The sequence below is a fragment of the Pedobacter sp. genome, assembly GCF_045627485.1.
GTDB lineage: Bacteria > Bacteroidota > Bacteroidia > Sphingobacteriales > Sphingobacteriaceae > Pedobacter.
The window spans coordinates 19,430-31,969 of sequence record NZ_JAZQNU010000152.1 but is presented as its reverse complement, the minus strand read 5'-3'; the positions used below and the strand labels follow the sequence as shown (position 1 = coordinate 31,969).

The 12,540-nt window shown below is 37.6% G+C and carries 9 protein-coding genes; 7 read left to right on the top strand and 2 right to left on the bottom strand.

All coding sequences use genetic code 11. The features are described 5' to 3' along the window. Positions 1-237: 237 nt before the first annotated feature. From ACR2F3_RS12085 to ACR2F3_RS12065, 5 genes are all read left to right on the top strand, one after another. Complete coding sequence (locus ACR2F3_RS12085; protein WP_432710227.1) at positions 238-1,143, top strand: glycosyltransferase; 906 nt, start codon at positions 238-240, stop codon at positions 1,141-1,143. A gap of 29 nt (positions 1,144-1,172) precedes the next feature. Then, complete coding sequence (locus ACR2F3_RS12080) at positions 1,173-2,159, top strand: glycosyltransferase family 2 protein (protein ID WP_432710226.1); 987 nt, start codon at positions 1,173-1,175, stop codon at positions 2,157-2,159. 50 nt (positions 2,160-2,209) lie between these two features. After that, positions 2,210-4,036 carry an ABC transporter ATP-binding protein gene (locus ACR2F3_RS12075; RefSeq protein ID WP_432710225.1) on the top strand — a complete coding sequence of 609 codons (1,827 nt, stop codon included), beginning with the start codon at positions 2,210-2,212 and terminating at the stop codon, positions 4,034-4,036. A gap of 332 nt (positions 4,037-4,368) precedes the next feature. Beyond that, positions 4,369-5,295, top strand: a complete 927-nt coding sequence (locus ACR2F3_RS12070; protein ID WP_432710224.1) for a glycosyltransferase family 2 protein — start codon at positions 4,369-4,371, stop codon at positions 5,293-5,295. A 40-nt stretch (positions 5,296-5,335) separates the two neighbouring features. Further along, entirely contained in the window at positions 5,336-6,256 is a 921-nt protein-coding gene (locus ACR2F3_RS12065; protein ID WP_432710223.1) for a glycosyltransferase, read from the top strand. Positions 6,257-6,268: 12 nt separating this feature from the next. On the opposite strand, the gene ACR2F3_RS12060 is transcribed toward ACR2F3_RS12065, so the two are convergent. Further along, a complete protein-coding gene (locus ACR2F3_RS12060; protein ID WP_432710222.1) occupies positions 6,269-7,405 on the bottom strand; it encodes a glycosyltransferase in 1,137 nt (378 codons plus the stop codon). On the opposite strand from ACR2F3_RS12060, the gene ACR2F3_RS12055 reads away from it, so the two are divergent. After that, the gene (locus ACR2F3_RS12055; protein ID WP_432710221.1) at positions 7,383-8,441 is read left to right on the top strand and encodes a glycosyltransferase family 2 protein; all 1,059 of its coding nucleotides are present in this window, start codon (positions 7,383-7,385) and stop codon (positions 8,439-8,441) included. The two genes, ACR2F3_RS12060 and ACR2F3_RS12055, sit on opposite strands and share 23 nt — an antisense overlap. After that, positions 8,408-9,328 carry an alpha-1,2-fucosyltransferase gene (locus tag ACR2F3_RS12050; protein ID WP_432710231.1) on the top strand — a complete coding sequence of 307 codons (921 nt, stop codon included), beginning with the start codon at positions 8,408-8,410 and terminating at the stop codon, positions 9,326-9,328. The genes ACR2F3_RS12055 and ACR2F3_RS12050 overlap by 34 nt, the downstream gene beginning before the upstream one ends. A gap of 79 nt (positions 9,329-9,407) precedes the next feature. On the opposite strand, the gene infB is transcribed toward ACR2F3_RS12050, so the two are convergent. Next, entirely contained in the window at positions 9,408-12,488 is a 3,081-nt protein-coding gene (gene infB / locus ACR2F3_RS12045) for a translation initiation factor IF-2 (protein ID WP_432710220.1), read from the bottom strand. Positions 12,489-12,540 lie beyond the last annotated feature (52 nt).

Sequence of the window (12,540 nt, the reverse complement as noted above, 5' to 3'; positions counted from 1 at the left end):
GTCCATAAAATGACCGGACCCCAGGTTTATAGCGATGCTATAAATTTATGCCTAAAAGAAAAACCTAACATCTCTTACCGGCTATTTGGGACAGACTATCAGGGGCATCTGAAAGTAAAATATAAACTAGGTTAGTTCTTTTTATACAAAAGTGGCGATCATTGGAAAAAGAAACAACTTACTACGCCATTCTTTAAATCGGATTAACTTACCTTTGCAGATTAAACATATTTCTTTATGATGAAAGTAAGTGGATTCACTTATATGCGCAATAGCTTCAAATATGGATATCCTGTTATAGAATCTATCAATTCTATATTACCAATATGTGATGAATTTATTGCTGTAATTGGAAAATCTGATGATGGAACCAGGGAAGCAATTGCAGCAATAGGTTCTCCGAAAATAAAAATTATAGATACGGTTTGGGACGATGAATTAATTAAAGGAGGAAAAGTCTTTGCTCAACAAGCTAATATTGGATTAAAGGCTTGCACCGGTGACTGGGCATTTCATATTCAGTCTGATGAAGTATTTCATGAGGCTGATTTACCGGAGATTGTTAAAGCTATGCGAAACAATCTTGAAGATCAAACTGTAGAAGGATTTCTCTTTGATTTTTATCATTTTATAGGTGACTATAAACATATTGGTACCACTAGGCGATGGCATCGTAGAGAAATTAGAATCATAAGAAACAGGTCTGATATCTATTCCTATAAAGATTCTCAAGGTTTTAGAATCTATCCTTCTGCTGAAGATTACATTAGTCAAATCAATAGCAGAAAGCTCCATGTAAAGTTACTTAATGCCAAAATTTTCCATTATTCATATTGCAGAAACCCAGATTTATTACTTGGAAAAGTCAAACGATTCAACAATTATTATCAAAATAAAGAAAAGACAGATAAACAATTTAAATCTTTTCAAACGTTCGATTTTGAAACAGTTGCTGATATTTTAGCCCCATTCGAAAGCACACATCCAGCGACGATGCACCAAACCATTGCCTCTCAAGACTGGGTGTTCAAACATAATCCAAAAAAAATCGCCCTATCCTTCCGACGTCTGCTTTTACACCGCATTGAACAAGTCACTGGATGGAGAATCGGAGAATACAAAAACTACATAATAATAAAATAAGGGGCGGCTCATCCTTTCAAATCAACTTCATGAAGAAAAGTCTTTCCGTAATTATCCCCAACTATAACGGCAAACACCTGCTTGAGTTATACTTACCATCAGTTTTCGAAGCATTGGAAAATGCTAACGTTAGTTTTGAAATTATCATCGTTGACGACGCCTCATTTGACGAGAGCATATCCTTTATAAAAAATAAATATCCCCAAATCCACTTATTGGTAAATAAAAGGAACCGGGGATTTTCATACACTTGTAATAAAGGCATAGCCATAGCACGCTACGAACTTACTTTATTGTTAAACTCCGACGTAAAACTTACCCCGGATTACTTCGAAAAACAATGGAGCTACTTTCAACGTGAAGACACATTCGGTGTAATGGGAAGAATAATGAGTACAGACGGATCAACTATAGAGGATGCCGCCAGAATCATGTTCTATCAAGGCTGCCGGATAAAAGCTAACAGGTTTTATTTTAGCACCGAAATTAACGATGAGGATGTATATACAGCTTATTTATCAGGCGCAAATGCCTTAATTGACACAAAAAAACTAAAGGCACTCAATGGCTTTGATGAGATTTACTCTCCTTTCACTTTTGAAGATTATGACCTCTGTTTGCGCGCTTGGTTATTAGGTTGGAAGTGTTATTATGAACACCAATCCATTTGCTATCACCAGGTAAGTGGCAGTATCAGAAAACAAATAAAATCCGCATTTATAAAAACAATTTATTTCCGAAATCGCTTTATTTTCCATGGCATACACCTCAAAGGCTGGCGCCAGAATTTATGGCCAGCTTATACATTCTTTCTAGAAGTTTTACCAAAAATACTGGTTGGTAAAGCTTGGATATACTCCAGCTATAAACAATATTTACAATATCAGAGAAAAATCGAGTGTTCAAGAAATAATATTAATCAATTTAAGAGCGACTATCAATCAGATTTGGATGTAGATAAAGTAATTGACATAATAAACCATTCAGTTTCTACAAAAACAATCAAGTATTTGTAACCGGTATCGATATTAAATAGAATCTTAACTTTGCACCTAAAAACTTTTTGATGAAAACTTATTTCAGATTGCTTTCCTTTGCCAAACCAATTGAAAAATTTGCGATACCATATATTATAGCAACACTGCTTTCTGTATTCTTTAACACTTTTAACTTTACTTTGTTAGCACCACTATTAGACACTTTATTTGCCTCTAAAACTGCTATATCATCCAGTACAGTTAATACAGTTTCATCTGATTTCGATTTTTTATCTAAATTCAGACTCTTCATAGACAACTCCATTCAAACAAATGGCAAATCCAAAACGCTTGAGATTGTTTGTGCAGTTATTCTGATTTCAGTGGTACTTTCCAACTTTTTTCGTTACCTCTCCCAACGTTTCATGGAAGATTTAAGGGTACATACTTTATTAAACCTGCGAAAAAAAGTATTTAACAATGTGATGAACCTGGACATTGGTTATTTTAACAACGAAAGGAAAGGTGATATCATTTCAAAAGTCTCCTCAGATGTGCAGGTCGTACAATTTACGGTAACGAATACGCTTCAGGTAGTCTTCAAAGAACCTCTGCAATTAATTTTTTATATCATTGTATTACTTAGTATCTCCGTTAAACTGACCTTATTTTCATTGTTAATTATACCAGTTTGCGGTTTGATCATCAGTAAAATTGTCAAACGCTTAAAACAGCAGGCTACTCAGTCCCACGAGTCCTTTGCCCGAATGATTGGCTTCCTTGATGAAGCGCTTAGTGGCATGAAAATCATTAAGGCCTTTAATGCGACTTCACTTATTAAAGATAAATTTCAAAAAGAGAATGAATTTTATTCTACCATTAATAGGAAAATGGTTCGCCGACAACAACTTGCTTCTCCCGTATCACAAACCTTAGGTGTCCTGGTTGTAGTTTTCATAGTACTTTACGGTGGAAATTTGGTTATCAATGGCAGCAATGAGTTCACGCCTTCACAATTCATCTTATATATTGCTATATTTTCTCAGGTTATGCAACCTGTTAAGGCAATTAGTGATTCGTTCAGTGGCATACATTCCGGGATTTCAGCAGGTGAGCGCGTTTTAGAACTAGTAGATACCAAACCCGATCTTGTTATTAAACCCAATGCAATTGAGCTCACAGGATTTAAGGATTCTATCACCTTAGAAAATGTATGTTTCAATTATGGGCAAAAAGAAGTTTTAAAAAACATTAACCTAAATATTAAAAAAGGGAAAAGCATCGCCTTGGTGGGTCCTTCTGGAGGCGGAAAGAGTACATTAATGGATCTAATTCCGAGGTTCTATGACCCTTTAAAAGGAACGGTTAAAATAGATGGTATAGATTATAAGGACATTTTACCCGAAAGCCTTAGGGCACAAATGGGCATCGTAAACCAGGAGTCTTTTCTTTTCAATGACACCATTTATAATAATATCGCTTTTGCAAAGACGGATTCAACAAGAGAGGAAGTCATTAGTGCTGCAAAAATTGCCAATGCACACGAATTTATTTTAAATCAGGAAAAAGGTTATGACACTTATGTTGGCGATCGAGGCAATCGCTTATCAGGAGGACAGAAACAACGTATTTGTATCGCCCGTGCAGTTCTTGCAAATCCACCTATTATGCTTCTAGACGAAGCAACGTCAGCATTAGATACGGAATCGGAAAAATTGGTGCAAGAGGCGTTAAACAACCTCATGAAGAACCGCACATCGGTTGTAATTGCCCACCGATTAAGTACCATTCAACATGCCGATCAGATTGTCGTAATTGACCAGGGACAGGTTATGGAAACCGGTAGTCACAGTGAATTGCTTAAACAAAACGGCTTATATAAACGTCTGATTGAAATGCAGGCATTTAATAACTAAATTCGGGTTAAGTACGGCTAGATTGTTCAATGGAGTAAACTTTATTTTCGGAGAATGGCGAATTCACCTATAAGAATCTATTTTCCTGGTTAGCCACCAGAAAAATAGAACAAAAAATTTTCTAATAGCGATGATATTGGATTTCTAATAGGGAAAACACCATTGATTATCGAATTATTTAAGGTTTATACAATAAACACTTTTTTTGTAGCGTTCTAGACTTGATCAGCGTTCTAGCAGTTAGAAAATCCATTTAGCCTGAACAAGATTACTCGGCAAAAATGGATTTTAAAATTAGCCTGGATGAAATTACAGGCATATAACCCTATACTATGTTAGAAAAGCCTTTAATTTCCATTGCTTTATGCACATTTAATGGGGACCGATTTCTGCGTGAGCAATTAGATACGCTGGTCAATCAGGATTATCCTAGTAAGGAAATTGTCGCCGTAGACGATGCTTCCTCAGATACGACTTTGAGCATTCTACAGGAATATGCTGAAAAATTCCCTTTTATATCTATTCATGAAAATCAACAAAATATTGGCTTTAGAAAAAGTTTCGAAAGAGCAATACTATTAAGTAAGGGTAGCCTAATTGCATTATGTGATCAGGATGATGTTTGGATGCCAGAAAAACTAACCCTAATGGAAGCTCAAATTGGCGAAAACCAGCTAATTTATCATGATTCTGCTTTCATAAAAGAAAACGGACAATCCTTAAATAAAAACATGTCAGATGTCGTTAACATGTATGCTGGTGACAATTATAAGCCTTTTTTGTTTTTTAATTCAGTATCTGGACACGCATGCATGTTTAAACGGTCTTTGGTTCCTTATATTCTGCCGCTTCCGGTTAGCATTTACCATGACCATTGGATAGCATACGTCGCTGCTAATCTGGGCACAATCAGTTATATCGCAAGGCCCTTAGTCCAATACAGGCAACATGATCATGCCAGAACCAATATATTGAAGGTATCAGACCGAAAACCGATAGATTATGTTTCAGGGAAAAACAAAATTTTATCTACGCTTGCAGGGTTTGAAACCATGAGTAACTTTAAGTTCAATAAAGAACCTGCCTTCCTCAGGCGATTGGTGAAAATTTATCGCAAGCGACTGACCTTACCTATAAATTTTAACTTGATCACATTCATGTTTGAACATTATCAATCATTCTTATGCATCTCTAAAAAAAATGCCTTCAGCAATACAAACTTTATTTTCAAACACCTTTGGGGATTGAAGCTTAAATAAACAGCTTAACATAAGCCAATAACTATTAAATATTCTTATAATGAGCTTAATAACAAAGCCATTAATTTCTATTGCATTATGCACTTATAATGGTGAAAAACATTTAGAGAAGCAATTAGATAGCCTTGTAAAACAAACCTATCATCCTATCGAAATTGTTGCCGTTGATGACCGATCGTCAGATCGCACATTAGACATTCTATATAGTTATGCAGAAAAATACAGCTTCTTTAAGGTTATTCAAAATGAGGAAAACTTAGGTTTTGTAAAGAATTTTGAAAAAGCTATCCTACAGTGTTCGGGCGATTATATCGCCATGAGTGATCAGGATGACATTTGGCTGGAAACAAAAATTGATACCTTGTATAACCAGATGAAGGATTACACCCTTGTTTATCATAATTCGGTTTTTATCGATGAGCACGATAATATTATAGGTGAGAAGAACTTGTACGATCACTTTGGAAAATACGATGGCTCAAGCAATATACCGTTTTTAATCGCAAACTGTATCCCAGGCCATACTACTATGTTCCGTAGAGAATTGGTCCCGCATATTTTACCTTTCCACAAGGAATTTTACCATGACTGGTGGATTGCATTCGTTGCTATAACTATAGGCAAAATTAAAGCTATACCAGATATCCTCGTAAAATACAGACAGCATGAGTTGAGTATAACAGATTCTTTAGCGTTAAAATCATCAAATAATCAAAAACACAATAGATCTGCAGAATATAATCTTAAATGGATTACGCATTGTTTGTCGTTTAAAAGTCTTAGAAACTCAAAAGAAATCCAACTGATCTATCACCAGCTATCGAATTATCAAAACGACAAAAGAGACTGGCGTTTTGTCGTTTTTATGGTGAAGTACTATAAACTCATTCACCATTTTACGGTAAGGAATAAATCGTATTTAAGCCGCCTTAACCGTATACGTAAGATCTGTTTTAGATAATACATTATTCCGTTATTTATTGGGGGCTAGCTGTACAAATAGCTGGTCAAGTAAAGCCTTATATAGAGGTAATTGATTTTTAACATCATATAGCCTGGCAGCATCCTTTATTTTAGAAACATCGATATCCAAACTATGATGTATATTTTCCATTCCAGTTAACAGGGCCTTTAAATCTCCATGATTTACACTGATGCCCATTCCGGGTTTAATTAATTGCTCTGCGATACCGGTTTTGAAGGCCACCATAGGAATTCCTAAAAAGGCAGCTTCCACCATTACAAGAGAAAATGTTTCCTCTCTAGATAACAAAAGAAATCCATTTGAAACAGACATATAATTATAATAGTCGTCAGATAAGTCACCCGCAAAAATTAATCGGTTAGGAAATTTTTTTTGAGCTACATTATTAACGTAAAATTCAAGCCCATTATCCAGTTGAGGCCCCAACCATAAGATTTTTACGCGCTTGTCGTTGAAATGCGATAATATAGGCAATACGTAGTCGAGTCCCTTCATGTATCTTGCGCCCCCAGAAACTACCCATACAAAATCATCAGGTAAAATTCCCAATCGATTTTTTATCTCTTGTATCTTTTGTGGGTCAGTATGAATCGTGTCTGTATCGATAAAACTATTTTGCAAATACACATTTGCATCGTTAAGATCACTTATTTTGTCGCATACCATAGTAGAACAACCGATCAAAGCATCAGAATAAGAAAACACCCTTTCAAGTGTCTGGCGCCTAACATCACCAAAGGCACTCAAAAATTCATGAATATGCGTAACTATTTTGACGCCCTCGGGCCGGGGTAAATTAAACACTTCAGAAACAGCCACCGTGTTAACATACCACATATCCGCTTTAAAATTGCGCTGTATGGCATCTAATTGATGTTGGAATGGATCTTTACCAAAAAACCTAACGATGCGTCTTGTGGCCCTATCCGTCCATTTAGGGCTATGCTTATACATTACGTGCTTTTCAATGAAATCCGGTAACTGATCAAATAATTCACCCTTCCTGATGCAGAATACAGAAACATCGTAATCTCGACTATTTAAATTTCTCAACAGATACCATAAAACCATTTCAGAACCTGTTCTGCCCAGGTGCTGGGTGATGAATAAAATTCTTTTTTTCAAGCTATCTTTGTATTATATGTTTCCAAAAGTAACTGTTTTTATGGCCGCATACAACGCAGCCAAATATATTACTGAAGCAATTCAAAGTGTTCTGGATCAAACGTTCGAAGACTTTGAATTACTAATCGTTAACGACGGATCTACGGATGAGACGGTTGAAATGATCAGTAAATTTCATGATCCTCGCATCAGGCTATTACATAATGATAGAAACAGAGGGTTAGTTTACACAAGAAACGTGCTCCTAAAAGAGGCGAGAGGTGAATATATCGCTATCCTGGACAGCGATGACATTGCAATATCCAACCGTTTAGCATTACAATATGAGCATTTTCAAAAAAATCCTGAACTCGCATTATGTGGTGGTCATGGGAAGGTTATTAACCATTTGGGAGAGCCTATTGAAACGCCAAGGTTAACTGTGCCTTTAGGAAGTGAAAACATCAAAATCACACTACTATTTTGGAACACTTTCGTAAATTCTACTGTGATGTACAAAAAAGAGGTACTCCTGGAACTTGGTGGTTATCGTGAATTTGCACCTGCCGAAGACTATGAACTATTTACTCGTATAGCTGATAAATATGTTGTGGACAATATTGACGCAGTCTTAGTTAGATACAGGGATCATGATCACAACACCTCAGTCGTTCACGCTTCCACAGGAAGCATTAAAGTGCATGAGATAAAGAAAAACCAATTGAACAGACTTCATATCGAAGCAAATCAAAGGCTCATTGAAGTTCACTATAGCCTCCTTGTTTCCAATTTTCAGCAGTTTAACTTTTCCGACTATTTATCACTCTTCTCAAAAATAAAGTCAGCAAATCGCAAATTAAAAATATATCCAGAAGATACTTTCGAAAAATGGCTTTACGACTATTGGTATACTATTCTTATGATAAAAAAACCGAAAGGGAATGCATTAGCTTTACTTTTCAATAGCGGCCTGTTTAAGTTCAAATATATGACAGCAAAACAGTTCAGAAAATCATTTAAACTATCTTTAAGAGGAATAGGAACCATATCCAGATAATACAACAATTAAAGGCTATCAGTTACTCCATGAAAATCGTTCAATTTTTAGGCGGATTAGGCAATCAAATGTTTCAATACGCTTTATACAAGGCACTTCAAAGGGAATTTTCAAATGTTAAGGCTGACCTCCATGGTTATCAAAACTATTCTTTACATAATGGTTTTGAGCTGGAAAATGTATTCAATATAAAGTTGAAAACAATAAACCCGTTTACCAGAAACATATACATTAAACATAACAGGAAATGGGTCTACAGAAAGCTTAGGAGAATATTAAACGTAAAAAATGCGTATCAAGAAGAAAAATCACTTTTTGCTTTCGATCCGTCTATATTAACTGATCCAAAGCCACGATACTATTGGGGATATTGGCAAAATCTTCAGTATTTTGAACGCATTGCCGATGAGTTGAGGAGTGACTTTAACTTCAAAAAGAAACTCACCGGTACAAACCAGCAAACTTTAGCACAAATCAATCAATCTCAGAGCATCGCTATCCATGTCAGAAGGGGTGATTATCTCAAGGATCCACTTCTTGGTGGATTGTGCGGAGTTGATTATTATCAGGCAGCAATTGAATTAATACAAATGAAGGTAGCCTCACCGAAATTTTTCATATTTTCAGATGACATTGCATGGTGCAAGGAGCACCTTGGACTTACAAACGCAGCGTTTATCACTTGGAATACTGGTCAGAAAAGTTATATCGACATGCAGCTCATGAGTGCTTGTAAACACAATATCATCGCTAACAGTAGCTTTAGCTGGTGGGCAGCGTGGCTTAACCCCAATCAATCAAAAATTGTTGTCTACCCGAAAAAGTGGGTCAATGATCATCAAACCGAAGAAAGCATGGCAACTCCAGAAACCTGGATTGCACTTTAATCTCTCCTTGATTGTATTGTATAAAAAAACCGCTGAAGTATTTAACTCCAGCGGTTTTTAAAGTTTTATGTTTTAAGGATTATAGCTTCCTTTTCACTTCTACTTGTTCGTAAGCTTCTACAATATCTCCAACTTCAATGTTGTTAAAGTTTTGGATATTCAAACCACACTCGTAACCAGCACTCACTTCTTTCACGTCGTCTTTATAACGTTTAAGTGAAGCTAACTCACCTGTGTAAATTACTACACCTTCTCTAACGATACGGATCTTACTGTTACGGGTAATCTTACCATCCAACACCATACATCCGGCAATTGTACCCACTTTAGTGATTTTGAAGACATCTCTGATTTCCACATTAGCAGTAATCTTCTCTTCAAATTCTGGAGCCAACATACCTTCCATCGCAGCTTTGATCTCATTGATCGCATCATAGATGATTGAGTACAGACGGATATCGATTTGTTCAGCTTCAGCTAATTTGCGTGCTCCTGTTGAAGGACGTACCTGGAAACCGATAATAATCGCATCAGATGCAGAAGCCAACAATACGTCGGACTCTGAGATCTGTCCAACTGCTTTGCTAATGATGTTCACCTGAATCTCTTCAGTAGACAGTTTCAATAACGAGTCAGATAACGCCTCAATTGAACCATCCACGTCACCTTTGATAATCAGGTTCAGTTCTTTAAAGTTACCAATAGCCAAACGACGACCGATCTCATCTAAAGTGATATGTTTTTGTGTACGTAACCCTTGTTCGCGCATCAACTGTAAACGTTTGTTTGCAATCTCTCTTGCTTCGTGTTCACTTTCCAATGCATTGAAGCGATCACCCGCTGTAGGCGCACCTTGCATACCCAGAACCTGCACCGGCACTGAAGGACCGGCCTCCACCACTTTCTGTCCACGTTCGTTGAATAGCGCTTTTACACGTCCGCTGTAACTTCCAGCTAAAATAGGATCACCAACTTTCAATGTACCTGCCTGAACAAGAACGGTGGTTACAATTCCGCGACCTTTATCCAAGGTTGCTTCAATCACACTTCCCGTAGCGCGTTTTTTAGGATTAGCTGTAAGGTCTAAAAATTCTGCTTCTAATAAAACTTTCTCTAGAAGCAGGTCTACGTTCAGACCACTTTTACCTGATATCTCCTGCGACTGGAATTTACCACCCCAATCCTCAACAAGAATGTTCATCGCTGCTAATTGTTCACGAATCCGTTCAGTATTCGCTCCTGGTTTATCAATTTTTGTAAACGCAAATACCAGAGGAACACCTGCGGCCTGAGCGTGGTTAATCGCTTCTTTTGTCTGAGGCATTACAGCATCATCTGCAGCGATTACAATAATAGCAATATCTGCTACTTTAGCACCACGAGCACGCATCGCGGTAAAGGCCTCGTGACCAGGAGTGTCCAGGAACGTAACTTTTTTGCCGGTTGGTGTTGTTACCATATAAGCACCAATGTGCTGTGTAATACCACCTGCTTCACCGGCTACCACGTTCGCTTTACGTATATAATCCAACAATGAAGTCTTACCATGATCCACGTGACCCATAATAGTCACAACTGGTGCTCTTGGTACTAAATCTTCTGGCGCATCTTCTTCTTCAACTAAAATATCACTTTCATCATCTGGTTTAATGAATTGAATTTCGTAACCAAACTCATCAGCAACAATTGTTAGGGTTTCTGCATCTAAACGTTGGTTAATAGATACAAACATCCCCAGACTCATACAAGTACCAATAATCTTGGTAACTGGCACATCCATCATCGTGGCTAGTTCATTTGCCGTAACAAATTCCGTAACCCTTAATACCTTGGATTGAGCTTCTTTTTCTAACGCTAATTCGTCTGCAGATAAAGCAACATCGTCACGTTTCTGACGGCGAAGTTTCGCTCTTTGTGCAAACTTACCAGACTTACCTGCTCCACTTAAACGTGCAAGCGTGGCTTTAATCTGGTCTTGTATTTCTTTTTCCGTAGGTTCTTCTTTAGATCCACCGAAACCACCTGGCTTGCTGTTTCTAAAATTAGGCCTGTTGGCAGTATTATTTGTGTTATTTCTAAAATCTGGTCTATTGGTAAACGTCGGTGGCGTAGCAGGTTTTGGTGGATTTGTTCCACCGCCACCTTGTGTAGGTGTACCTGCACCTGAAGCTTGTCCAGATGTTGGATGAGTTCCTGGTGTCTTTTTGCGTTTACGCTTGCGCTTAGCACTCTCGCTATCATTTGAGGAAGCGATTGGTGACGACTTACGGTCAGGCGTTGTTGGCAATACAATTTTACCAATAATATTCGGACCGGTCAATTTCACAGACCTGGCTTTAATCACCTCTACTTCATCTGGTTTATTAACCTTCGGTGCAGTCGGTGTTTCTTTGGCTGGCTCTGCTTTAACAACCACCGCAGGTTTAACTACTGGCTTGTCTGCAGGAGCAGGTTTTTCTTCTGCCTTAACTGCAGGAGCAGCCTGACTTACTTCAGGTTTCGATTCTGCTTTAACTTCTGCAGGTGCTTCTTCCTTCTTTTCAACTTTCGGCGATTCTTTCACCACTTCTGGTACTGGAACTGGCGCAGGCGCTTCTGTTTTAACTTCTGCTACTGGAGCAGGTTCAGGAGGGGTGGCAGCCGGAGCTGGAGTTTCCTCTTTTTTCACCGGACGTGTTTTCGAGTTTAAATCATCAAGATTTATCTTCCCGATAATTTTCACACCTGGTAATGAGCTTTCCTCAGCCTTTTCTGTTGACAGTTCCTGAGGGATTTCCGCTTTCGAGGCAGGCTGTGCTTTTGCAGCAACTGGCTCCTCTTTTGCTTTCTCCACCGGAGGGCTGTAGCTATGAAGATTCTTCACTAAAACACCTTCATTTTCGAACTCTACATTCTTCTGCGGTGCTTCAGGCGCTTTTTCAATTGCATCAGGCTCATCACGACGTATTTTACCAATAACAATTTGATCGGCCTGTTCTTTTACGATTTTATCTCCCTGAAATTCTTTCAATAATGCATCGTACATATCTTTTGAAAGCTTGGTAGTGGGTTTATTCTCGACAGAGAAGCCTTTCTTTTCCAGGAACTCAACGGCCGTAGCTATGCCTACGTTAAGTTCCTTAACTGCCTTAAATAAAATTATTGGTTTGTCGTCTGACATTGATATTCCTCTTTTTTCTTAATTCTTATACAAAAGTAACGTTTATTCTTGT

Excerpts from the sequence above, each read along its gene's own strand:
- ACR2F3_RS12085 (WP_432710227.1), top strand. The coding sequence starts at position 238 with ATGATGAAAGTAAGTGGATTCACTTATATGCGCAATAGCTTCAAATAT.
- ACR2F3_RS12080 (WP_432710226.1), top strand. The coding sequence starts at position 1,173 with ATGAAGAAAAGTCTTTCCGTAATTATCCCCAACTATAACGGCAAACAC.
- ACR2F3_RS12075 (WP_432710225.1), top strand. The coding sequence starts at position 2,210 with ATGAAAACTTATTTCAGATTGCTTTCCTTTGCCAAACCAATTGAAAAA.
- ACR2F3_RS12070 (WP_432710224.1), top strand. The coding sequence starts at position 4,369 with ATGTTAGAAAAGCCTTTAATTTCCATTGCTTTATGCACATTTAATGGG.
- ACR2F3_RS12065 (WP_432710223.1), top strand. The coding sequence starts at position 5,336 with ATGAGCTTAATAACAAAGCCATTAATTTCTATTGCATTATGCACTTAT.
- ACR2F3_RS12055 (WP_432710221.1), top strand. The coding sequence starts at position 7,383 with ATGAATAAAATTCTTTTTTTCAAGCTATCTTTGTATTATATGTTTCCA.
- infB (WP_432710220.1), bottom strand. The coding sequence starts at position 12,488 with ATGTCAGACGACAAACCAATAATTTTATTTAAGGCAGTTAAGGAACTT.